The sequence below is a fragment of the Burkholderia metallica genome (assembly GCF_001718555.1).
Taxonomy (GTDB): domain Bacteria; phylum Pseudomonadota; class Gammaproteobacteria; order Burkholderiales; family Burkholderiaceae; genus Burkholderia; species Burkholderia metallica.
In genome coordinates, this window is record NZ_CP013401.1 from 1,023,186 (window position 1) to 1,044,436 (window position 21,251).

The window sequence follows — 21,251 nt, forward strand, 5'->3', positions numbered from 1 at the left end:
GTCAGGCGCCCAGCACGTCTTTCTGGAGCTGCACGAGCTCGGCGATCCCGCCCTGGGCGAGATCGAGCAGCGCGTTCATCTCGGCGCGCGAGAACGGCGCGCCTTCGGCCGTGCCCTGGACTTCGACGAAGCCGCCGGCGCCCGTCATCACGACGTTCATGTCGGTGTCGCAGTGCGAATCTTCCGCGTAATCGAGGTCGAGCACGGGCGCGCCTTCGTACACGCCGACCGAAATCGCGGCGACGTGGTCGGTGATCGGCGAGCGCGTGAGCTTGCCGGCCGCGAGCAGCGTCGACACGGCATCGTGCGCGGCGACGAACGCACCGGTGATGCTGGCCGTGCGCGTGCCGCCGTCGGCCTGGATCACGTCGCAGTCGATGTGGATCGTGCGCGGGCCGAGCGCCTCGAGGTCGAACACCGCGCGCAGCGCGCGGCCGATCAGGCGCTGAATTTCCTGCGTGCGGCCGGTCTGCTTGCCGCGCGCGGCTTCGCGGTCGCTGCGCGTGTGCGTCGCGCGCGGCAGCATCCCGTATTCGGCGGTCAGCCAGCCTTGCCCGCGGTCGCGCAGGAAGTCGGGCACGCGTTCGGAGACGCTCGCGGTGCAGAGCACCTTGGTGTCGCCGAATTCGACCAGCACCGAGCCTTCGGCATGTTTCGTGTAGTGGCGCGTGAGGGCGACCTTGCGCAGTGCGTCGGCGCGGCGGCCGCTCGGGCGGGAAACGGAGGACGTCATGTGGGAATCGCGGAACGGGAGGAAACCCCGATTTTAGCGCCGAACGGCCGTCGTGCCCGGCGAGGGGGGCCGCAAAAATGGGATAATGCGCGCTTCCCGCCCCGCGCTTTCCGATGCGCCGGGCGCCTCGACATATCCCCGCCCGCAAGGGCACCCAGACGGCGAGACGAACCATGATCTACAGCATGACGGGCTACGCGAGCGCGACGCGCGAACTCGCGACGGCCACCGGCAACGGCGGCACGAGCGTGTCGGTCGAACTGCGCACCGTGAACTCGCGTTTCCTCGACCTGAATTTCCGGATGCCGGACGACGTGCGCGCGTGCGAGCCGGCGCTGCGCGAAATGCTGATGAACAAGCTGTCGCGCGGCAAGGTCGACATCCGCATCAACCTGCAGCGCGGCGAGCAGAGCATCGGCGCGGGCGCGCTGAACCAGTCGGCGCTCGGGCAGCTCGCCGAGCTCGAACGCTCGGTGCTCGACACGTTCCCGGGCGTCGGCCGCCTGCGCGCGGGCGAGATCCTGCGCTGGCCCGGCGTGATCGCCGAGAGCGGCGTGTCGGCGGAAGCGATCCGCGACGCGGTGCTCGCATGCGGCAAGGAAGCGATCGCCGAGCTCGTCGTCGTGCGTTCGCGCGAAGGCGCGCAACTGGCGACGATGCTGCTGTCGAACGTCACGGAAATGGAAGCGATCGTCGCGCGCATCACGCCGCTCGTGCCGGAGCTGATCGCGAAGCACCAGCAGAAGATCGTCGAGCGGCTGCAGGAAGCGCTCGGCATCGCGGCGCCCGAAGGCAGCGCGCCGATCGTTACGCGCGAGGAAGCCGCGGAGCGTATTCGTCAGGAAGTGACGATGTACGGAATCCGGATAGACATCGCGGAAGAGCTGTCGCGGCTCACCGCGCACCTGAACGAAACGCGTCACGTGATCGAGAAGGGCGGCCGCGTCGGCAAGCGTCTCGACTTCATGATGCAGGAACTGAATCGCGAAGCGAACACGCTCGGCTCGAAGGCGGCGGCGAAGGAGCTGGCCGACGCATCGATGGCGCTCAAGCTGTTGATCGAGCAGATGCGAGAGCAAGTGCAAAACCTGGAGTAAAGCAACATGACCGAATCCCATCGCGACGGCCACGCGTCGCATGCGCTGCACGGCGGCGTCTATCCCGGCAACCTGTTCATGGTCGTCGCGCCGTCGGGCGCCGGCAAATCGACGCTGGTGAATGCGCTGCTGTCGAAGGACAGCGACATCTGCCTGTCGATCTCGTACACGACGCGCAAGCCGCGCCCGGGCGAGCAGGATGGCCAGCACTACCATTTCACGACGGTCGAGGATTTCCGCGCGCGTCACGCGGCGCACGAATTCCTCGAGAGCGCGGAAGTGCACGGCAACTACTACGGCACGTCGCGCGTCTGGATCGAAGAGCAGATGAAGAACGGCCACGACGTGCTGCTCGAAATCGACTGGCAGGGTGCGTTGCAGGTGAAGAAGCAGTTCCGCAACGCGGTCGGCATCTTCATCCTGCCGCCGTCGCTCGACGCGCTCGAGGAGCGCCTGAAGAAGCGCGGCCAGGACGAACCGAACGTGATCACGCGTCGCCTGCTGGCCGCCGGCAGCGAGATCGCGCACGCGTCCGAAGCGGAATACGTGGTGATCAACGAGAATTTCGAGCGTGCGCTCGCGGAGCTCGAATGCATCGTCGCGGCCACGCGCCTGCGCTTCGCTTCGCAGTACGCGCGACACACGGAGCTGTTCATCGAGCTCGGCATCCATCTGCCCCATGCGGAATGACGCGGGGTACGAGGGACATAAGGTAGAATAAGGACTATATTCAGAAGGAATTACCAACATGGCTCGCATTACCGTCGAAGACTGCCTGAAGCAAATCCCGAACCGCTTCGAACTGGCGCTCGCCGCCACCTATCGCGCGCGGCAGCTCGCGCAAGGCCATACGCCGAAGATCGAAAGCCGCGACAAGCCGACCGTCGTCGCGCTGCGCGAAATCGCTGCCGGCCAGGTCGGCGTCGAGATGCTGAAGAAGGTGCCGGTGTAACGCGCATCCGGCCCGTTCCTGCCATGTAATCCACGCGCGCAACGACTCGACCTGGAGGCGAATATGAGCACCACCCCATCGTCCGCCTCCGCGGATTCGATCACCGAAGCCACGGCCCAGTCGCCTGCGCGCCAGTACATCGACGCGGTCCTCGAACAGTCCTTCCGGCATCTGTTCGGGCCGACCGCCACCCCGGAGCAGCCGCGCAAGCACGGCGTCGTTTCGATCGCGAAACTGACGGCCGCGCTTGCCGAGTATCTCCCTCCGGAAGAAATCAAAGAGGTCAAGGCGGCGTTCCACTTCAGCGACGAAGCCCACCTCGGTCAATATCGCCAGAGCGGCGAACCCTACATCACCCATCCCGTCGCCGTCGCGGAAATCTGCGCCGGCTGGAAGCTCGACGCGCAGGCCGTCATGGCCGCGCTCCTCCACGACGTGATGGAAGACCAGGGCGTGACCAAGAGCGAGCTGGCCGAACGGTTCGGCCCGAAGGTCGCCGAACTGGTCGACGGCCTGTCGAAGCTCGACAAGATGGAGTTCCGCAGTCGCGAGGAAGCACAGGCGGAAAACTTCCGCAAGATGCTGCTCGCGATGGCACGCGACGTGCGCGTCATTCTCGTCAAGCTCGCCGACCGCCTGCACAACATGCGTACGCTGGGCGCGGTGCCGATGGAAAAGCGCCGTCGCGTCGCACGGGAAACGCTCGACATCTACGCGCCGATCGCGCACCGCCTCGGGTTGAACAACACGTATCGCGAGCTGCAGGACATGAGCTTCGCGAACTTCAACCCGCATCGCTACGCGACGCTCGAGAAGGCCGTGAAAGCGGCGCGCGGCAACCGCCGCGAAGTGATCAGCAAGATCCTCGAGGCCGCGCAGCGCGCGATGGCCGATGCGAAGATCGATGCAGAGATCACCGGCCGCGAAAAGACGATCTACAGCGTGTACCGCAAGATGCGCGACAAGCAGCTGTCGTTCTCGCAGGTGCTCGACGTGTACGGTTTTCGCGTCGTCGTCGACAGTGCGCTCGACTGCTATACGTGCATCGGCGCGTTGCACGCGCTGTACAAGCCCGTGCCCGGCAAGTTCAAGGACTACATCGCGATCCCGAAGATCAACGGCTATCAGTCGCTGCACACGACGCTCGTCGGCCCGTTCGGCGCCCCGATCGAGTTCCAGGTGCGCACGCGCAAGATGCACGAGATCGCCGAGGCAGGGGTCGCCGCGCACTGGCTGTACAAGAACGGCAGCGCCGATCTCAGCGACGTGCAGAAGCGCGCGCACCAGTGGCTGAAGTCGCTGCTCGACATCCAGAGCGAAGCCGGCGATTCGAGCGAATTCCTCGAGCACGTGAAGATCGACCTGTTCCCGGATGCGGTCTACGTGTTCACGCCGAAGTCGAAGATCATGGCGCTGCCGCGCGGCGCGACGGCACTCGATTTCGCGTATTCGATCCACAGCGATCTCGGCAACCAGTGCGTGGCCGTGAAGATCAACAACGAGCTGCTGCCGCTGCGCACCGAGCTGAAGAGCGGCGATATCGTCGAGGTGATCACCGCGCCGTATTCGAAGCCGAACCCCGCATGGCTCGGTTTCGTGCGTACCGGCAAGGCGCGCTCGGCGATCCGTCACTACCTGAAGACGATGCGCCTGAACGAGTCCGTGCAGCTCGGCGAGCGACTGGTCGACCAGAGCCTGAAGGGCTACGGTCTCGCGCTGGCCGATGTCGAGCCGGAAGTGTGGGAGAAGCTCGTGCAGTGGACGGGCAACAAGAGCCGCCAGGAAATCTTCGCGGACATCGGCCTCGGCCGCCGCGTGGCTGCGGTCATGGCCAAGCGCATCGAGGTGCTGATGAGCGGCCGCGATGCCGACGACGATCTGCCGAAGTCCGAGCGGCATCCCGCGCACCATGCGCCGCCGGTCGTGATTACCGGCACCGAAGGGATGTCCGTGCAGTTGTCCGCGTGCTGCCGGCCGATTCCGGGCGACGCGATCATGGGCTACATCGGCATCGGCCTGGGGATGGCGATTCATACGACCGATTGCCGCGTCGCACAGCGGATCCATCGCCGCGACCCGGGCCGCTGGATCGACGTCGAGTGGGCGCCGCAGCCGGGCCGCCTGTTCGATGTCGCGGTGAAGGCGCTCGTGAAGAATGCGAAGGGCATCTTTGCGCGTGTGGCGGCGGATATAACATCGGCCGACGCGAACATCGTGCATATCGCGATGGACGAGGATCTGACGCACGAATCGACGGTGCTGCGCTTCGTGATCCAGGTGAGCGACCGCGTGCATCTCGCGAACGTGATGCGGCGCGTGCGAACCAATCCGGACGTGATGCGGATCATGCGCGAGCGTTCGACCGACGACGGCGCGCATGCGCGGCACGACGGCGGGATGCGCATCGAGCGCGAGCGGCAGGATTATTGACGCTTGCCTGGGTAGGCGATCGATCGACGGCGGCCGATGGCCGCCGTTTTCATTTGTGCTGCCGCGAGCGCGAGCGGGCGGCGTGGCCGGCGCTTAGTCGAAAGGGCGCGCCGCGCGACCGTGGTCATGCCGCAAATGCCGATAGGGGGGGGCGGAAAAGAAAAAGGGCTTTCCCGGAGGAAAGCCCTTTTAAGGTGGCGCGGCTGGCAGGATTCGAACCCACGACCCCTTGGTTCGTAGCCAAGTACTCTATCCAACTGAGCTACAGCCGCACGCAAAACGGTACTTCTCAACTGTCGGAACCTTCTGCGATGGGAAGGCCCCCAAAAAAGTGGCGCGGCTGGCAGGATTCGAACCCACGACCCCTTGGTTCGTAGCCAAGTACTCTATCCAACTGAGCTACAGCCGCACGCAAAACAAAACTTCTACTGCTTTGAACTGAAAGGGCCTTCGGTTCGGAAGGCCCTCGAAAAAGTGGCGCGGCTGGCAGGATTCGAACCCACGACCCCTTGGTTCGTAGCCAAGTACTCTATCCAACTGAGCTACAGCCGCACGCAGAAGCGAAATTATAGCAGGGTTGTATAAAAAGGGAAGCCTTATTCGCGAATTGTTCTGCGCGGCCTTGCCGGAGCGCCCTTCGTGTACCCTTGGCGTATCAGTCATCCCAGTTGAATCCGCATCATGAACAAGGCGTTTGTCAAAGAGTCGGACGGCGACGACGACGATCTCGACCAGGCCCAGCCCGCGATTCCCGCGGGTGCGAAGAACTACATCACGCCCGCCGGCCACAAGCGGCTGCGGGACGAACTGCTGCACCTGATCGACGTCGAGCGTCCCGAGGTCGTGCGGCTCGTGTCCTGGGCCGCGTCGAACGGCGACCGGTCGGAGAACGGCGACTACATCTACGGCAAGCGGCGGCTGCGTGAGATCGATCGCCGCATCCGCTTCCTGACGAAGCGGCTCGATCTTGCCGAAGTCGTCGATGCGAGCCGGCAGGAGAATGTCGACCAGGTGTTTTTCGGCGCAACGGTCGATTATGAGACGCCCGACGGCGAGGATCACACGATCACGATCGTCGGCATCGATGAAGTCGATCTCGATCGCGGCTGCGTCAGCTGGATTTCGCCGGTCGCGCGTGCGCTGATCAAGGCGAAGATCGGCGATACCGTGATGCTGATGACGCCGGCCGGTCCGCAGCCGATCGACGTGCTCGACGTCCGTTACCCGGCGCCGGGCAACGCCTGAACGCCCCCCGGCGCAACCCGGCAAAGAAAAAGCGCCCCGATGGGGCGCTTCGTCATCCGGCGTACGGCGGATGAGCCGGCCGCTCAGAAGCGATGGCGCAAGCCGGCCGTGACCGCGATCTGCTTGTTGGTCGACGACGCGCCACCGAGGCCGTTGACATAGGCGCCGATGCCCAGGCCGTCGGTGCTGACGCGCTGATACACGCCTTGCACATACACGTCGGTCCGCTTGGACAGTGCGTAGTCGGTCTGCAGGTTGAACTGATTCCAGCCCGGATGACGACCGTCCAGGAAGCCGGCCGTGTACGTGTACGACCCGGCCAGCGACAAGGCTGGCGTGAGCGCGTAGCGCGCGTTCACTTCGTAGTTGTTGAAGCGGGCAAACGTGCCGTCGAGACCCAGACCGGTCGACACGCCCGAGGCGCCCGCGGAGATGCCGAGCGCCCGGTTCACGCGCGATTGCGTGAACACGAAGCCGGCCGTTGCCGGGCCGAAGGTGTAGTTCAGGCCGCCGCCGAACACGCGCTGACGCTTGCCGACAAACGTGTTGTCGCCTGCCACCGCGCCGCCGCTGTTGGTGACCGCGGCCGACGTGAGGCCCGAGATGTCATTGTTCAACTGCAGGTAGCCAGCGCCGATATTGAAGCCGGCGTAGGTGTACGACACGCCCGCGCTGTACGCGCGATTGTTCGAGAACTGGCTGCTGTTCGAGAAGCCGTACAACGCACCGAACTTCAGGCCACCGTAGTTGACGCTCGTATATTTGACCGCGTTATTGATCCGGAACGAATTGTTCAGGTTGTCGTTGTCGAACGGGTGGGCAAACTGGGTGCCGCCGAATTGCGTACCGGTCAGCGACAGCGGCCCGATGTAGTCGACGACGCTATCGTATTGGCGACCGAGGGTGAGGGCGCCGAGCTGGTCATGAGACAGGCCCACGAACGCCTGACGGCCGAATTCGCGGCCATTCTGGCCGAGCGTGCCGTTGGCGATGTTGAAGCCGTTTTCCAGCACGAAGATCGCTTTGAGGCCGCCGCCGAGATCTTCCGTGCCGCGCAGGCCCCAACGGCTGCCGTTGATCTGGCCGCTGCGTTCCGACCATGAGCTGTGGCCACCCTGGTTGTTGGTATAGGTGATGCCTGCGTCGATCAGGCCATAGAGCGTCACGCTGCTTTGGGCGTGGGCTGCCGTAACGAATACACCCGACAACGCGGTGACGATCAGGGTTTTTTTCATGGATCTGTCTCCAAACAGGATGATGTCGATCGAACCTGCTGCGGACCGGCCTCGTTTTACTTGACGCCATGGCCGGTCCCGCAGCGCAGCGGTGCGCTTGTCAAAAGCCATCTGCAGTGTACGGAGTGCGTGGAGCGGGGGAAGCTTGCGCTTTAAGCAATAATATATTTTGGAATCCGCAAAGATGGCCGAAATGGCGAAAACGGTTGTCCATCAAGGGTTTGCGGCGGTGCAGCGAAAGAAAATAGCGTTCAGGACTGCGTAACGGGCGTTGCGCGATCGCGACACGTGGTCAGCAAAAGGCGGGGGAGGGCATAGCGCGATTATTGACACATCGGCAATAGAGGTTTGTGTGGAGCATGGATAATGAAAGGTTGTTCTCTCGCTATACTGCGATCTCTGCTTTCCGAAGCAGACTTTTTCGTTGACGGAAAAGATCTCCAAACCTTTGTCGGCGCGACTTCCCAGTCGCGCTTTTTTTTGCCCCGGCCACCCGTGCGATTACGGGTACGAGCGGCGCTTGCGCTTGGCCGCCGGCGCGGCGTCGCTGGCTTCGCTGGGCGGTGGCGTGTAGGTCCAGTCTTCCATCACGTAATGACGGGCATCGAGCGGCGAGGCCAGCAGGTTCTGCCAGTGATCGCCGTGCCACGTCGTATCGAATTCGGTGTCGCACGGCGCTTCGCGCGCAGACTCGGCCAGGCCGCGGGACTTGCGGCGTACGCGTCCGAGCCGGCTCGCGAAGCGCTTGATTCCGTCCAGCCACATGACCCTTCTCCTTCCTTCAGGCGTTGAGTCAGCATCGCAATGTCCCTGCATTTCCGCAACCGGAAAAAACCCCGAGGAATTTACCGAATCGATTTGTCCCCGGTAGGAATTTCACATCCGACATTATCGATACTTCGACCCCGGTAATATTGACAGGTTTTTGATGCGAGCCAATTAATCACCGGGGATGGTGTACCGATTCCAATGGTATTAGCGCTTTTTTGATAAAACGATCGTCAAAAATTTTCTTGACGCACCCCGATTGTCCAATTTATAAAGTCAGCACTCCGTCCTCGGGCGGCGTGCTGGGTGCGGGTGCTAGCGCTGGCGCAATGTTTCGGGATTTCGGGAAACGGCTATAAAAATAGCTTTTTTGATCTAATCGAGTGGGGAACGAAGACATGGATACCGGTATCGTGAAATGGTTTAACGATGCTAAAGGTTTTGGCTTTATTACGTCGGACAATGGCGGTGAAGATTTGTTTGCGCACTTTTCCGAAATCCGGATGGACGGCTTCAAGACGCTGAAGGAAAACCAGCGCGTTTCGTTCGAAGTCAAAGTCGGGCCGAAAGGCAAGCAGGCAGCGAATATCCAGGCGGTCTGACGCGCCACGCATTGCCGATCACGTCCGGCCCCCGCATCGCGGGGGCTTTTTGTTTTCCGGGGACGGAGCATTCCGGCTCGGGCTGGCCGCGAACGGGCTGGCCGGTGCATACTCACGGAAGCATCGTTTCCCAGTCTTTTCATGTCCGATTTCCCTCGTCCGCCCGATCCCGCCCGCGAACAGCCGCTCGTTTTCGTCGACCTCGAAACCACCGGCGGCTCGCCCGTCGAACACCGCATCACTGAAATCGGCGTGGTCGAAATCGGCCCGCTCGGCGTATCGACGTGGACGACGCTCGTCAATCCGGGCCAGTCGATTCCGCCGTTCATCCAGCAACTGACGGGTATTTCGGACGACATGGTGCGCGACGCGCCGTCGTTTGCGTCGCTGGCGCCGGCATTGTTCGAGCGACTCGACGGCAAGCTTTTCGTTGCGCACAACGCGAGCTTCGACCGCGGCTTCCTGCGGGCCGAGTTCGAGCGCGCCGGTTTCGCGTTCAATCCCGACGTGCTCTGTACGGTACGGTTGTCGCGTGCGCTGTTTCCGCGCGAAGCACGGCACGGGCTCGACGCGTTGATCGAACGCCACGGGCTCGTGCCGGCTGCGCGGCACCGGGCGCTGGCGGATGCCGACCTGCTGTGGCAGTTCTGGCGCCAGTTGCACGACATCGTGCCGCTCGACCGGCTGCGCGACCAGATCGCGCGCACGACGCGCCACTTCCGTCTGGGCGGCGACCTGACCGAAGCGTGGCTCGACACCGCGCCGGCCGGATGCGGGGCGTATGCGTTGTTCGGGGAAGGTGACGCACCGCTGTATGTCGGCCGCAGCGTACGCGTGCGGCAGCGGCTGCGGGCGCTACTGACGGGCGAGCGCCGGTCGTCGAAGGAAATGCGGCTCGCGCAGCAGGTGCGGCGTGTCGAATGGCGCGAGACCGGAAACGAGCTGGGGGCGATGCTCGCCGAAGCGCAGTGGATCGCCACGTTGCGTCCGTCTTACAACCGTCGCCCTGCGGCCGATGCCGCCCGTGCCGGCGGGGCGCCCTGGCCGTTCGAAGGGGCCGTTGCGTTCGAGGCGAGCGGCGAGCGCCGCCTGTTTCATGTGATCGATGGCTGGTGCTATCTCGGCGCGGCGGAATCGCTCGAAGCAGCCGCGCACCTGGCGGCCGACGGGGCGGACGGCGCATTCGAACCCTACACGCACCGCCTGCTGCAGACGCATCTCGCACGCGGTCTGCAACTGATTCCGCTTGCGGTGCTCGCGCCTGCGGCGCAAGCGGGTTAAGCCAGCGAAGCGCGCCGTGCGCCGAATGTCGTGCGATCCGCTCGCGGCGTCAGCCGATCGCGCTCGCGCCGCCGGCCGAGCAGACGTGCGACAGCGCGGTGTCGAGCGCTCGCGTCTGCGTGGCGTCGTAGCGGGTGAGCGTCTTCCAGTTCGCGATGCTGCGCGCGAGCCGCGCCTGGCAGTCGGGCGCATCGCGCAGCGGGCCAACCTGCGCGAGCCCCGCGAGCATTTTCTGCGTCAGCCGGTCGAGCGCCGGGCGCGTGCCGGTCGCGAGGTCGGGCGGCGTGCCTTCCGGCGGCCGCGTCGCGCGCCACGTCGCGAACAGCGCGTTCTGCACATCCTTGCTCGCGCTGATCTGATCCTCGAAGAACGTCCGCGCGAACGCTGGGTCGACCCCCGCCTGCGCGGCGCGCTTCCCGACCGATGCGAGCAGCGCCGCTTCGCGCGGCTGGTCCTCGATGGCCTTGTGGTTTGCCCATTTCCATCGCGCGACCGGTTCGGCGAGCGCGAGGCGCTGCGATGCGAGCGCGACGAGGTTGGTGAGGGCGGTGTCGTCGCCGTCCGCAACGGCGACACGCGGCGACGAAAAGAGGACGACGCCGAGCACGGCGACAGCGACGCTGGCACGAATGGCTTGCTTCATCGGAACGATCGGAAGACCCGGGCGGGCCGGATGTGGAAAACGAGAAGGATAGACGAAGACAGTCGCGCGGCGTAGCGCAGCGACCAGAGAATCAGCAGGCGAGCTGATCCGGCACCGTCAGGCTGTTGCGGCCCGGGTGCGACGCGAATTGCGCGCGATGCGCAGTGATGAACCGCACGATAGCGATGATCGACACGTGGCGGTTACAGAACCGAACAGGCGTTCACTTCGGCGAGTACAGCTTGTGCTGCTCGTCGAAGAATGCCCGCACGTGGTCGGGCAATTCGGCGAGGAATTCAACGCCGACGGGTTCCGGATCCGGGCTCATCACTTGCTCGGGCGGTGGCATGCGAGTGGGTCTTTCGTCCATGGTCATTTCTCCAGCAGGTTCGATGATTATCAACCTCGCGCTTGGATTTTTGCCAGTGGCGAATCGTTAGATTTTGTCTCTGTTGTATTAACGGCACATGCGTTCCGACGCGCGCTGCGATGCCGACTATAGCGTTGTGCGGAATCGGCAACAATCGGGCCGCTTGTTATACTGGCGCGCACTTTTTCCTGGGCTGCGATGAAACGAACGATGCGATGGATCGGCCTCGTATGGCTGGCGCTGGTACTGCACGTACTGTCGCCCGTCATCGGCTATGCGCGTCTCGCATCGAGCGGCTCCGGCGCGCTCACGCTCGAGTTGTGCAGTGCAGCGGGCGCCCGCCAGGTGGTGCTCGCGCAGGCGGCGGCCGGCGATCACGATACGTCGTCGTTCGACCATGTCGGCGTGCCGCACTGCGTGTACTGCCCCGGCTTCGCGGCGAACGTCGCGCTCGCGGCTAGCCTGCCCGCTTTGCCGGGCTTCGTGCGGACGTTCGCCTATCATGCGGCCGTCCCTGTCGTGCCCGATTACCCCCGCAAGGGCATCCGTCTCGCGCAGCCGCGCGCACCGCCTGAAAACGCTTCGATCTGATTGATGTCGTCCGCGCGCCCCCGAAGGCGCGCGTGCCGCCTGCGGCCTGGTCCCGCGTGCCGCGCCGTTCGTGCGCGCCGCGCGCGCCCGCGGGCGGCGTTCGAATTCGTTTTCAGGAATGCCTTCATGTCTTCTTCCTTCGCCGCGCGGCCGTCGCGCCGCCGGCTTGCACTCGCATGCGCGGCCACTTTCGCATGGCCTGCCGCCCACGCCGCGTCGCCAAACGACGCGGCCTCGCCAAACGACGCGACCGCGCGCGGGAGTGTCGAGCGTCCCGCCGATGCCGCCGTGCCCGCAACCGCGCAGCCGGCGCGGCCCGGCGATACGCTGACCGCCGTCAGCGTGAGCGCGCAGCGGCAACCGGTCGATCCGGATACGCCGGCCGTCGTCACGTCGATCACGCGTGAGCAGATCGAATCGCACACCAACGTCACCACCGAGGACGCGCTGAAGTACGCGCCGAACCTGATGGTCCGCAAGCGCTACATCGGCGATCGCAACAGCGTGTTCGCCGGCCGTGACTTCAACGAGCTGCAGAGTGCGCGCGGGCTCGTCTATGCCGACGGCGTGCTGCTGTCGAACCTGCTCGGCTCGAGCTACGCCTACCCGCCGCGCTGGTCGCTGATTCCGCCCGACGATATCGCGCGCGTCGACGTGCTCTATGGCCCCTTTTCCGCGCTGTATCCGGGCAACTCGATCGGCTCGACCGTGCTGCTCACGACACGCCGCCCGGACAAGCTCGAAGCGTCGCTGTCGACGCAGTTCTTCACGCAGCGCTACCACGACGGCTACGGAGTCGCGGACAGCTTCGGCGGCAATCACCAGACCGCGCGGATCGCGAACCGCGTCGGCAAGTTCTGGTTCGCGCTGTCGCTCGACCGGCTGGAGAACGACGGCCAGCCGATGCAGTATGCGAGCCCCAATTCCGCGTACAACCCGAAGCTCGGCGCACCGGTGCCGGTGACGGGCGCCGCGACCGACATCGGACCGAACGGCAAGCCGCGCACGATCGTCGGCGCGCAGACGATCGAGCGGACCGAGCAGCTCAACGAGACGGTCCGGATGGGCTATGCGTTCACCGACCACGTCGATGCGACGCTCACGCTCGGGCATTGGGAGAACCATTACCGGCAGCACGGCGAAACCTTCCTGCGCGATGCGGCCGGCAATCCGGTCTACGGCGGCAACGTGTCGATCGGCGGCCGGAACATGACCGTCGCGCCGAACGCGTTCGCGCCGCAGCAGGGCGACCAGGAAAACTGGCTGTACGCGCTCGGCCTGAACGGCCGGCTCGATTCCGGCTGGCGGCTGTCGGGCGTCGTGTCCGCGTACGACGTGTCGCGCGACGTGCTGCGCTCGGCGTCCACCGTGCAGGGCGGCGCGGGCACGCTGTTCCAGGGCGACGGCACCGGCTGGCGCACGCTCGACCTGAAGGCCGAGGCGCCGGAAGTGAAGGGCCATACGTTCTCGTTCGGCTATCACTACGATAACTACTTCCTGCGCAACGTCACGTACAACACGGCCGACTGGCTGGCCGGGCCGACTACGTCGCTGTCGAGCGTCTATCGCGGCGACACGCGCACGCAGGCGCTGTTCGGGCAGGACGCGTGGCGCTTTGCGCCGGGCTGGCTCGCGACGCTCGGGCTGCGTTACGAGCGCTGGGATGCATACGGCGGCGCGCTCGGCAATGCGGGCGGCACGCTCGGCTACGCGGACCGAAGCGCGAATGCGCTGTCGCCGAAAGTCGCGCTGCAGTGGGATGCGACCGATGTGTGGCGCTTCCGGCTGTCGTTCGCGACCGGCACGCGTTTCCCGACGGTCGGTGAACTGTTCCAGGGCACGATCTCGAACAACGCGATCGTCAACAACAACCCGAACCTGCGACCGGAAAAGGCGATCGATTGGGATTTCACGGCCGAACGCGACGTGGGCGTCGGCGTCGTGCGCGCCAGCGTGTTCCAGAGCGACCTGCGCGATTCGATCTACAGCCAGACGACGGTGTCGGGCGCGACGACGGTGACCAACGTGTCGAACGTCGATCGCGTGCGCGTGCGCGGCGTCGAGCTCGCGTTCAGCGGCGAGAACGTCGGGCTGCGCGGGCTCGGTCTCGACGCGAACGTGTCGGCGAGCAACGCGCAGATCCTCGCCGATGCCGCGAATCCCGCGTATGTCGGCTCGCGCTTTCCGCGTATTCCGCGCATGCGTGCGAACCTGCTCGCGTCGTATCGCTTCGACGAGCACTGGCTCGCGAGCGTCGGCGTGCGCTATTCGGGCCGCCAGTTCAATACGCTCGACAACAGTGACGTGAATCCGGACGTCTACGGCGGCACGAGTTCGTTTACGGTCGTCGACCTGAAGGCGCGCTACCGCCTCGACCGTCACTGGAGCGCATCGGTCGGCATCGACAACCTGACGGACCGCCGTTACTACGTGTTCCACCCGTATCCGGGCCGGACTTTCTATGGAGAACTGAAATGGTCGCTGTGAGATCGCTCGCGGCGGGCGGCGCGCTGTGGCTCGCATTGCTGTCGCCGGCCGGTGCGCACGATGCGCACGATGTGCCGAAGGCAGCCGACTCGCACGCCGCGCACATGAGCATGCAGGCCGCGCCTGCGCAGCAGAAGCAGCCGCTCGCGACTGGGGCGACGTTCGACGTGCATCACCGGCTGTGGGTCGCGTGGGTCGAAGGCGCGCACGTCGTCGTCGCGCATTCGGACGACGCGGGCCGTACGCTGTCCGCGCCCGTCACGGTCAACGCGATGCCGGAGCCGATCTACACGAGCGCCGAGAATCGCCCGAAGATCGCGACGAGCCCGGACGGGCGCGCAGTGTACGTGTCGTGGTCGATGCCGCTCGACGCGCCGTACACGGGCATGGTGCGCTTTACGCGGTCGCTCGACGGCGGCGCGACGTGGAGCGTGCCGGTGACCGTGCATCGCGACCGGCAGGCGATCACGCACCGCTTCGACATGATGACCGTCGATTCGGCCGGCAACATCGCGATCGCGTGGATCGACAAGCGCGATCTCGTGGTGGCGAAAGCGGCGGGGCACGCGTACGAGGGCGCGGCGGTCTACTACGCGGTATCGCGCGACGGCGGCGCATCGTTCGAAGCCGAACGCAAGGTGACCGACCACACGTGCGAATGCTGCCGCATCGCGATGGCGATCGATCCGGCCGGCCGCATCGAGGCCGCGTGGCGCAACGTGTTTCCGGGGCAGATCCGTGACCATGCGCTCGCCGTGCTGCCCGTCGCGGCGTCGGAGCCGGTCGTGCCGGTGCGTGCGACGTTCTCGAACTGGCATGTCGACGCGTGCCCCGAGCACGGGCCGGCGTTGGCGATCACGCCCGACGGCACGCGCCATCTCGCGTGGTTCGGCGTGGTCGACGGCCGGGCCGACGTGTTCTATTCACGCATCGGCGCCGACGGCGAGCTGCGCGGCACGCCGTGGGCATTCGGCGCGAATCCCGCCGCGCCCGGCGAGCAGGCGTCGCATGCGGCGCTCGTCGCGCGCGGCGACGTCGTGTGGCTCGCGTGGAAGGCGTTCGACGGCGACACGATGCAGATCAAGCTGCGCCGGTCGGACGATCGCGGCGAGCACTGGTCGGCGCCGCGCGCGATCGCGGCGACGTCGGGTGCGAGCGACAACCCGCAATTGCTCGACGATGCGGGTCGCATCTATCTGTCGTGGCGCACGCGCAACGACGGTTATCGGCTGATCGCCGTGGAGGAGACGAAATGAAGCGTCTCGTCGCATTGCTGGGCATCGCGCTCGCGAGCATGCCGGCATGGGCCGGCGGTGAATTGCAGCCGCTGCGCGCGGCCGACGTCGCGCGTCTCTATGCAAGCGCGCACGAGCGGCCGCTGGCGGTCGAGATCTGGTCGCTCGATTGCGGATACTGTCGCGAAAACGCCGCGCATCTGGTCGCATGGCAGCGCCGTCATCCGGACGTGCAGTTCGCGATGGTCGCGATGGATGCGTATGACGACAACGGCGCGGCGCTCTCGCAGGCGCTCGCGCAGATGAACTTGCCGCCGCAGGTCGCGCAGTATGCGAACGCGGAGCCGATGCCCGAGCGTCTGCGGGCGGCGCTCGATGCGGGATGGCGAGGGGAAATGCCGCGCACCGTGTGGATCGGGCGCGATGGGGTACGTGAAGCGCGCAGCGGATTGCTGAGCGCCGACGTGCTCGACGGCTGGTTGCAGCGCGCGAAACGCTGAACCGGCGAACGGCGCGCGGCGAACGGGCCGCGCGCCGGCCTGATGCGAAAACGCGCCCGAAGGCGCGTGACGAGAAGCGTCAGGCCGCTCGCCTGAACAGCCGGATCACGAACAGCAGAATCACCGCGCCGATGACCGCGACGATCACCGAACCGATGAAGCCGCTGCCGATGCTGATGCCGAGCAGGCCGGCGAGCCAGCCGCCGATCACCGCGCCGACGATCCCGACGATGATGTCGACGATCAGCCCGAAGCCGCCGCCCTTGACGAGCACGCCGGCAAGCCAGCCGGCGATCGCGCCGATGATGAGCCACATAATCAAGCCATGAGTCATGGTGGTCCTCTCCTTGTGTTGTGTCGAATGACCGGACGTCGGCTGTGTCGCCGCAAGCTGAATGAAGGCGGCATCGCGACCCGCCGCGCCGCCCACGCAATGTAACGCGATAGACGGGTCGGAATCGTTAAGTAATGTTATGCACCCTTAAGCGGATTTTCCAGGGAATTCGTCTGCATACGATGGGGCGCGTGCGTGAATGACGCGCAATGAAATGAATATGTAAGAAATGGTTGCCCGTCATGCCGATCGGCGATGAGCGTCATCGCGCGTGTGCCGGGGCCTGCATGCCGGCGTCGGGCAATCCGTCGCTTGCGTCGGCGATCAGTCGCGCGACGGTCGCGGCGTCGCCGATCGCCTCGATCGACAGCAGTGCGAAACGGGCGAGAAACAGCGACGCGTCAGTTTCGCCGATCCGCGTCATCGTGCGGCACAGGTCGGTGTAGAGCGTGTCGCGTTCGGTATCCGTCATCATGGGGTTTCCTCAAGATCGGTTTCGGTTGGCGCATCCGGATGGAGCGCGCGGTCGAGCGCGGCAGCCAGATCGTCGGCACACGGGCTGTACCAGCGGCCGAGTACGTGTCCGTCTGGACGTACGAGATAGACGGTGCCTTCGCGTGCCCCGTACAGGTCGAACAGCCGTCCGTCGACGTCATGGCCGCCGCAGGCCGGTTGACGCGGCGCCGCATGCCGCCCGAGCGTGACGAGCGCGAACGGTATCCGCGCGGCCTGCAGGCGCCGTTCGAGATCGGCCAGTGCCGGATCGGGCACGCCGTCGGCGGTGAAGCAGAACGCGGTGAAACGCGGGGCGACGAGATCGGTCAGGTGGCCGTGGCGCGTGTCGTCGCCGTCCGCCGCGTACAGCATCAGCGGGCATTCGGCGAGCACCGTGCCGGGCGCGGGGCCGGCGGCAAACGTGTCGCGTTCGGCGGCGTTGAGCGACGACGATGCATACGCGATGGCCGTCGTCTGGCGCGGATTGATCAGCGAACGCAGTGCCGGATGCCGGACCGCGAGCGACAGCACCGCCTTGCGCATCAGTTCGAAGGCAAACGACGGCGGCGCCATGAACTCGGTGCTCTTCGTGCCGTAGCGCAGGTTTTCGTGCGCCGCGAACACGCGCTCGTCCGAGTAGCTGTCGAGTAACGCGTCCGAGGCGAGGCCGCGAATCACGTACGCGAGTTTCCATGCGACGTTGTCCGCATCGTCGATCCCCGAATTCGCGCCGCGCACGCCGAAAATCGGCACGAGATGCGCGGCGTCGCCGCAGAACAGCACGCGGCCGTGCCGATAGCGTTCGAGCGTCAGCGCGTTCGCCTTGTAGATCGTGATCCAGACCGGCGACCAGTCGCCGCGCTCGCCCATCATGTCGAGCAGGTTCTGTACGCGCGGCATCACGTTCTCGGGTTTGATGGCCGCTTCGGGGTCCTCATCGTCGCGCAACTGGTAGTCGATCCGCCACACATTGTCGGGCTGCTTGTGAACGAGCACCGTCGAGCCCGGGTTCGACGACGGATCGAAGTACGCGAGTCGTTCGGTCGGGCGGTCGCTGTTGAGCGCGATGTCGACGATCACGTAGCGGCCTTCGTAGCGGGTGCCCTGGAGCGACAGGCCGAGCGCTTCGCGCATCGTGCTGCGGCCGCCGTCGCATGCGACGACCCAGTCGGCATCGAGTGCATAGCTGCCGAGCGGTGTGTCGACGTCAAGGCGCACACCGTCCGGATGCCGGGTCACGCCGGCGACTTTCGTCTGCCAGCGGATCTCGATGAATTCGGGCCGACGCCGCGCGGCGTCGAGCAGGAACTGCTCGATGTGATACTGCGCGAGATTGATCATCGGCGGCAGCTTCTGGTTCGCGTCCTGCGGCATCGTGAAATGCAGCACTTCGTCGCGACGATAGAAGCTGCGGCCGCCCGTCCACGGCAGCCCCTTGCGCAGAAAATCGTCGAGCGCGCCGAGCCGCTCGACGATCTCCAGGCTGCGCCGCGAGATGCAGATGGCGCGGCTGCCGTGGCAGACCGCGTCGTCGGCTTCGAGCAGCACGCTGCGAATGCCGTGATTCGCGAGGCCGAGCGCGACGGCGAGGCCCACGGGGCCGCCGCCGACGATCGCGACGCGATGTCGGTGCGTATCGATGCCGTCGTCGCGGGCCGGAAGGTGCGCGGCATGCCGTTCGGCGACGAACGGGTAGGGCTTGAAGTCGATATCCATCGTTGGCTTCCACGGACGCAGGTTCGACGTGCGCGCATCGACGCCGCGATGCGCGCAACAGGTCAATCCAGTATGGAAGCCGGTCGTGGGTCCGTTGTCCCCAATTCGGGTACAGCGACGCGAAGCAGGCGGGCGCGCGAACGGCTCAACGCGAGCCGATGCGTGTCATGGCTGCATGCACAGCGCAAACAGCTCGCGCTGGCTCGAAATGCCGAGGCGCCGGTACGCGCGCTTCTGGTAGGTGACGACGCTCGATGTCTTCACGCCGATCGTCTCGCCGATCTCGTGCGCGGTCTGGCCGTCGAGTATGCCGCGCAGCACGTCGAGTTCACGCTTGGACAATTCGGGGCAGGCGATGCGCAGTCGCGCGAGCATCCGTTGCGGAATGGCGATCTGCGCAGCGCCGGCGAGCGCGTAGTGATGCTTCGCCGCCTGCGCGATCAGCGGCGCGAGCGCCTCGATCGCGGCGATTTCGCGCGGCTGGAACGCGCCGCTGCGATGCGCGCGGTACAGGTTGATCGACAGCCACGTCGCATCGCCCGGCTGCATCAGCAGCGCCAGCCGGTCTGAGACGTCGGGGCCCCGGTAGCAGGCCGCGCGATACGCTTCGTGGCCGATCTCGTCGCCGGTCTGCTGGTGCATCAGCAGGTCGTGCCGATGCGGGCCGCGACGGGCGGTCGAGACGATCTGCTGATTGCCGTCGAGTGCGTAGAAGTGCCGCGCGTACGTGTCGGCGAGCTCGCGCAGGTAGCGGCCGCCGCGATGGTCGGCCACCGACATCGTGCGCGGGCGGTTGCCGAACTCGTACGCGAAGATCGTGCACTGCGTGATGGACAGCGCGTCGTCGAACAATCTCAGCACTTCGGCCGCGAAGGCGTTCGGCTCGTTGCCGCCGATCGCGGCGACGAGGCGCGTCGCGCGGGACACATCCAGTTGCCCGGTGAGGTTCGGTCGCTCGAGACGCCAGGTGCGCATGATGCTCGGAAAGGGCGGGAGGGTGCGTCGATTGTAATCGGCGGGGTGCGGCGGGGGAGTCGGGTGATGCCCGCAAGCGGAGCGGACCGGTGCGGAAGGAGGGTGACGCACGATTCGGCGCCCGGAATGAGAAAAGGGCTGACAAGCATGCTTGTCAGCCCTTTATGACTTGGTGCCGGAGATAGGAGTCGAACCTACGACCTTCGCATTACGAATGCGCTGCTCTACCAACTGAGCTACACCGGCATCAGAGAAACGAAATTATATGGTGAAGTCTGAGACTTTGGCAATAGGTTTTGCGAAATTTTTTCAGCTTGCTGCTGCTGTTTTCGCGAAACCCATCGACTCGGCGGACTTCCCGCTTCGTTTCACTGCGATGCGATCCGTTGGGGTCACATCGAGAGGCGCGATTGTACGTACGTCGCGCGGCACTGTCTAGTGCTGCAGTGCAAATTTATTGATTTTCCTGATGGTAGGCCGTCACGCGCTCGACTTCGTTCTTCGAACCGAGGAACACCGGCACGCGCTGATGCAGACCCGTCGGCTGAACGTCCATGATGCGCTGCGTGCCGGTCGTCGCGGCGCCGCCTGCCTGTTCGACGATGAACGACATCGGGTTCGCTTCGTACATCAGGCGCAGCTTGCCCGGACGATCGGGCGTGCGCTTGTCGGCCGGATACATGAAGATGCCGCCGCGGTTCAGGATCCGGTGCACGTCGGCGACCATCGAGGCGATCCAGCGCATGTTGAAGTTGTCGCCGCGCGGGCCGTCCTTGCCGGCGTTCAGTTCGTCGACGTAGCGCTTGACCGGGTCGTACCAGTGGCGTGCGTTCGACGCGTTGATCGCATATTCGCGCGTATCGGCCGGGATCTGCATGTTGCTCTGCGTGAGCACCCACGAGCCGACTTCGCGGTCGAGCGTGAAGCAGTTCACGCCGTTGCCGGTCGTCAGCACGAACACCGTCTGCGGGCCGTACACCGCGTAGCCGGCCGCGACCTGCTGCGTGCCCGGCTGCAGGAACGACTCCTCGGTGGCCTGCTTGCCGTCCGGGCAGCGCAGCACCGAGAAGATCGTGCCGATCGACACGTTCACGTCGATGTTCGACGAGCCGTCGAGCGGATCGAACACGAGCAGGTATTCGCCGCGCGGGTAGTTCGCCGGGATCGGGAAGAACGTTTCCATTTCTTCCGACGCCATCGCGGCGAGGTTGCCGCCCCATTCGTTCGCGTCGAGCAGGATTTCGTTCGACAGGATGTCGAGCTTCTTCTGCACTTCGCCCTGGACGTTCTCGCTGCCGGCGGTGCCGAGCGCTTCGCCGAGCGCGCCCTTCGACACGTTGTAGCTGATCGCCTTGCACGCGCGGGCGACGACTTCGATCAGCAGGCGCAGGTCGGCAGGGAGGTTGTTGGTCTCACGTTGCTGTTCGATCAGGAACTTCGACAGCGTGGTGCGGCGGGCAATGGACATGACAGACTCCGAAAGGCCAAAGAATCCTTGAATGGCCGCAATTTTACCCGTCGCGCCTCCCGCACCGCCGGGTTTTTTCGTCCGGTTACACGGC

Annotated in this window: 21 protein-coding genes and 4 tRNA genes; 11 read left to right on the top strand and 14 right to left on the bottom strand. The window is 65.4% G+C overall.

What is annotated here, in order from left to right:
• Position 1 precedes the first annotated feature (1 nt).
• Positions 2 to 733 (bottom strand): ribonuclease PH, encoded by a 732-nt coding sequence (rph, locus tag WJ16_RS04605; protein ID WP_069256041.1) that lies wholly within the window; start codon positions 731 to 733, stop codon positions 2 to 4.
• Between the two features lie 173 nt (positions 734 to 906).
• Here rph and WJ16_RS04610 point away from each other — a divergent pair, with 173 nt between their 5' ends.
• The 4 genes from WJ16_RS04610 to WJ16_RS04625 all read left to right on the top strand — a co-directional run bounded on the left by WJ16_RS04610 (position 907) and on the right by WJ16_RS04625 (position 5,212).
• Positions 907 to 1,830 (top strand): YicC/YloC family endoribonuclease, encoded by a 924-nt coding sequence (locus tag WJ16_RS04610; protein WP_069256042.1) that lies wholly within the window; start codon positions 907 to 909, stop codon positions 1,828 to 1,830.
• Between the two features lie 6 nt (positions 1,831 to 1,836).
• Positions 1,837 to 2,520, top strand: coding sequence for a guanylate kinase (gmk, locus tag WJ16_RS04615; protein ID WP_069256043.1), 684 nt, complete (start codon positions 1,837 to 1,839; stop codon positions 2,518 to 2,520).
• 58 nt (positions 2,521 to 2,578) lie between these two features.
• Positions 2,579 to 2,782: a DNA-directed RNA polymerase subunit omega gene (gene rpoZ / locus WJ16_RS04620; RefSeq protein ID WP_006025620.1), complete on the top strand. Its 204-nt coding sequence runs from the start codon at positions 2,579 to 2,581 to the stop codon at positions 2,780 to 2,782.
• A gap of 63 nt (positions 2,783 to 2,845) precedes the next feature.
• Positions 2,846 to 5,212 (top strand): RelA/SpoT family protein, encoded by a 2,367-nt coding sequence (locus WJ16_RS04625; protein WP_069256044.1) that lies wholly within the window; start codon positions 2,846 to 2,848, stop codon positions 5,210 to 5,212.
• 195 nt (positions 5,213 to 5,407) lie between these two features.
• Here the strand turns inward: WJ16_RS04625 and WJ16_RS04630 are convergent.
• From WJ16_RS04630 to WJ16_RS04640, 3 genes are all read right to left on the bottom strand, one after another.
• A tRNA-Arg gene (locus WJ16_RS04630) sits at positions 5,408 to 5,484 on the bottom strand.
• Positions 5,485 to 5,544: 60 nt separating this feature from the next.
• Positions 5,545 to 5,621, bottom strand: a tRNA-Arg gene (locus WJ16_RS04635).
• A gap of 66 nt (positions 5,622 to 5,687) precedes the next feature.
• Positions 5,688 to 5,764: transfer RNA gene (locus WJ16_RS04640), tRNA-Arg, on the bottom strand.
• Positions 5,765 to 5,893: 129 nt separating this feature from the next.
• On the opposite strand from WJ16_RS04640, the gene greB reads away from it, so the two are divergent.
• Entirely contained in the window at positions 5,894 to 6,457 is a 564-nt protein-coding gene (gene greB / locus WJ16_RS04645; RefSeq protein WP_069256045.1) for a transcription elongation factor GreB, read from the top strand.
• Positions 6,458 to 6,540: 83 nt separating this feature from the next.
• Here greB and WJ16_RS04650 read toward each other — a convergent pair whose 3' ends face one another.
• A complete protein-coding gene (locus WJ16_RS04650) occupies positions 6,541 to 7,692 on the bottom strand; it encodes a porin (protein WP_069256046.1) in 1,152 nt (383 codons plus the stop codon).
• 501 nt (positions 7,693 to 8,193) lie between these two features.
• On the bottom strand, positions 8,194 to 8,457 hold the full coding sequence (locus tag WJ16_RS04655; protein WP_069256047.1) for a hypothetical protein: 264 nt from the start codon (positions 8,455 to 8,457) through the stop codon (positions 8,194 to 8,196).
• 401 nt (positions 8,458 to 8,858) lie between these two features.
• Here WJ16_RS04655 and WJ16_RS04660 point away from each other — a divergent pair, with 401 nt between their 5' ends.
• Complete coding sequence (locus tag WJ16_RS04660) at positions 8,859 to 9,062, top strand: cold-shock protein (protein ID WP_027783827.1); 204 nt, start codon at positions 8,859 to 8,861, stop codon at positions 9,060 to 9,062.
• 141 nt (positions 9,063 to 9,203) lie between these two features.
• Positions 9,204 to 10,343 carry an exonuclease domain-containing protein gene (locus tag WJ16_RS04665; protein WP_069256048.1) on the top strand — a complete coding sequence of 380 codons (1,140 nt, stop codon included), beginning with the start codon at positions 9,204 to 9,206 and terminating at the stop codon, positions 10,341 to 10,343.
• Between the two features lie 49 nt (positions 10,344 to 10,392).
• On the opposite strand, the gene WJ16_RS04670 is transcribed toward WJ16_RS04665, so the two are convergent.
• Entirely contained in the window at positions 10,393 to 10,986 is a 594-nt protein-coding gene (locus WJ16_RS04670) for a chorismate mutase (RefSeq protein ID WP_069256049.1), read from the bottom strand.
• 223 nt (positions 10,987 to 11,209) lie between these two features.
• On the bottom strand, positions 11,210 to 11,356 hold the full coding sequence (locus WJ16_RS35210; protein ID WP_006756195.1) for a hypothetical protein: 147 nt from the start codon (positions 11,354 to 11,356) through the stop codon (positions 11,210 to 11,212).
• 198 nt (positions 11,357 to 11,554) lie between these two features.
• Here WJ16_RS35210 and WJ16_RS04675 point away from each other — a divergent pair, with 198 nt between their 5' ends.
• From WJ16_RS04675 to WJ16_RS04690, 4 genes are all read left to right on the top strand, one after another.
• Positions 11,555 to 11,947 (top strand): DUF2946 domain-containing protein, encoded by a 393-nt coding sequence (locus WJ16_RS04675; protein WP_069256050.1) that lies wholly within the window; start codon positions 11,555 to 11,557, stop codon positions 11,945 to 11,947.
• Between the two features lie 126 nt (positions 11,948 to 12,073).
• Positions 12,074 to 14,434 (top strand): TonB-dependent receptor, encoded by a 2,361-nt coding sequence (locus WJ16_RS04680; protein WP_069256051.1) that lies wholly within the window; start codon positions 12,074 to 12,076, stop codon positions 14,432 to 14,434.
• On the top strand, positions 14,422 to 15,690 hold the full coding sequence (locus WJ16_RS04685) for a sialidase family protein (RefSeq protein WP_069256052.1): 1,269 nt from the start codon (positions 14,422 to 14,424) through the stop codon (positions 15,688 to 15,690). Before WJ16_RS04680 ends, WJ16_RS04685 begins: the two co-directional genes overlap by 13 nt.
• A complete protein-coding gene (locus tag WJ16_RS04690; protein WP_069256053.1) occupies positions 15,687 to 16,169 on the top strand; it encodes a TlpA family protein disulfide reductase in 483 nt (160 codons plus the stop codon). Before WJ16_RS04685 ends, WJ16_RS04690 begins: the two co-directional genes overlap by 4 nt.
• 79 nt (positions 16,170 to 16,248) lie before the next feature.
• Here WJ16_RS04690 and WJ16_RS04695 read toward each other — a convergent pair whose 3' ends face one another.
• The 6 genes from WJ16_RS04695 to WJ16_RS04720 form a co-directional block, all read right to left on the bottom strand.
• Positions 16,249 to 16,503, bottom strand: a complete 255-nt coding sequence (locus WJ16_RS04695) for a GlsB/YeaQ/YmgE family stress response membrane protein (RefSeq protein WP_069256054.1) — start codon at positions 16,501 to 16,503, stop codon at positions 16,249 to 16,251.
• A gap of 262 nt (positions 16,504 to 16,765) precedes the next feature.
• Positions 16,766 to 16,978: a hypothetical protein gene (locus WJ16_RS04700; RefSeq protein WP_069256055.1), complete on the bottom strand. Its 213-nt coding sequence runs from the start codon at positions 16,976 to 16,978 to the stop codon at positions 16,766 to 16,768.
• Positions 16,975 to 18,714, bottom strand: a complete 1,740-nt coding sequence (locus tag WJ16_RS04705) for an FAD-dependent oxidoreductase (protein ID WP_069257955.1) — start codon at positions 18,712 to 18,714, stop codon at positions 16,975 to 16,977. The genes WJ16_RS04700 and WJ16_RS04705 overlap by 4 nt, the downstream gene beginning before the upstream one ends.
• 165 nt (positions 18,715 to 18,879) lie before the next feature.
• Positions 18,880 to 19,689: a helix-turn-helix transcriptional regulator gene (locus tag WJ16_RS04710; protein WP_069256056.1), complete on the bottom strand. Its 810-nt coding sequence runs from the start codon at positions 19,687 to 19,689 to the stop codon at positions 18,880 to 18,882.
• Positions 19,690 to 19,859: 170 nt separating this feature from the next.
• Positions 19,860 to 19,935: transfer RNA gene (locus tag WJ16_RS04715), tRNA-Thr, on the bottom strand.
• A 208-nt stretch (positions 19,936 to 20,143) separates the two neighbouring features.
• Positions 20,144 to 21,157 carry a class 1 fructose-bisphosphatase gene (locus WJ16_RS04720; RefSeq protein WP_069256057.1) on the bottom strand — a complete coding sequence of 338 codons (1,014 nt, stop codon included), beginning with the start codon at positions 21,155 to 21,157 and terminating at the stop codon, positions 20,144 to 20,146.
• Between the last annotated feature and the right edge of the window lie 94 nt (positions 21,158 to 21,251).

Coding starts and splice junctions, on each gene's coding strand:
- rph (WP_069256041.1), bottom strand. CDS start 733: ATGACGTCCTCCGTTTCCCGCCCGAGCGGCCGCCGCGCCGACGCACTG.
- WJ16_RS04610 (WP_069256042.1), top strand. CDS start 907: ATGATCTACAGCATGACGGGCTACGCGAGCGCGACGCGCGAACTCGCG.
- gmk (WP_069256043.1), top strand. CDS start 1,837: ATGACCGAATCCCATCGCGACGGCCACGCGTCGCATGCGCTGCACGGC.
- rpoZ (WP_006025620.1), top strand. CDS start 2,579: ATGGCTCGCATTACCGTCGAAGACTGCCTGAAGCAAATCCCGAACCGC.
- WJ16_RS04625 (WP_069256044.1), top strand. CDS start 2,846: ATGAGCACCACCCCATCGTCCGCCTCCGCGGATTCGATCACCGAAGCC.
- greB (WP_069256045.1), top strand. CDS start 5,894: ATGAACAAGGCGTTTGTCAAAGAGTCGGACGGCGACGACGACGATCTC.
- WJ16_RS04650 (WP_069256046.1), bottom strand. CDS start 7,692: ATGAAAAAAACCCTGATCGTCACCGCGTTGTCGGGTGTATTCGTTACG.
- WJ16_RS04655 (WP_069256047.1), bottom strand. CDS start 8,457: ATGTGGCTGGACGGAATCAAGCGCTTCGCGAGCCGGCTCGGACGCGTA.
- WJ16_RS04660 (WP_027783827.1), top strand. CDS start 8,859: ATGGATACCGGTATCGTGAAATGGTTTAACGATGCTAAAGGTTTTGGC.
- WJ16_RS04665 (WP_069256048.1), top strand. CDS start 9,204: ATGTCCGATTTCCCTCGTCCGCCCGATCCCGCCCGCGAACAGCCGCTC.
- WJ16_RS04670 (WP_069256049.1), bottom strand. CDS start 10,986: ATGAAGCAAGCCATTCGTGCCAGCGTCGCTGTCGCCGTGCTCGGCGTC.
- WJ16_RS35210 (WP_006756195.1), bottom strand. CDS start 11,356: ATGGACGAAAGACCCACTCGCATGCCACCGCCCGAGCAAGTGATGAGC.
- WJ16_RS04675 (WP_069256050.1), top strand. CDS start 11,555: ATGAAACGAACGATGCGATGGATCGGCCTCGTATGGCTGGCGCTGGTA.
- WJ16_RS04680 (WP_069256051.1), top strand. CDS start 12,074: ATGTCTTCTTCCTTCGCCGCGCGGCCGTCGCGCCGCCGGCTTGCACTC.
- WJ16_RS04685 (WP_069256052.1), top strand. CDS start 14,422: ATGGTCGCTGTGAGATCGCTCGCGGCGGGCGGCGCGCTGTGGCTCGCA.
- WJ16_RS04690 (WP_069256053.1), top strand. CDS start 15,687: ATGAAGCGTCTCGTCGCATTGCTGGGCATCGCGCTCGCGAGCATGCCG.
- WJ16_RS04695 (WP_069256054.1), bottom strand. CDS start 16,503: ATGACTCATGGCTTGATTATGTGGCTCATCATCGGCGCGATCGCCGGC.
- WJ16_RS04700 (WP_069256055.1), bottom strand. CDS start 16,978: ATGATGACGGATACCGAACGCGACACGCTCTACACCGACCTGTGCCGC.
- WJ16_RS04705 (WP_069257955.1), bottom strand. CDS start 18,714: ATGGATATCGACTTCAAGCCCTACCCGTTCGTCGCCGAACGGCATGCC.
- WJ16_RS04710 (WP_069256056.1), bottom strand. CDS start 19,689: ATGCGCACCTGGCGTCTCGAGCGACCGAACCTCACCGGGCAACTGGAT.
- WJ16_RS04720 (WP_069256057.1), bottom strand. CDS start 21,157: ATGTCCATTGCCCGCCGCACCACGCTGTCGAAGTTCCTGATCGAACAG.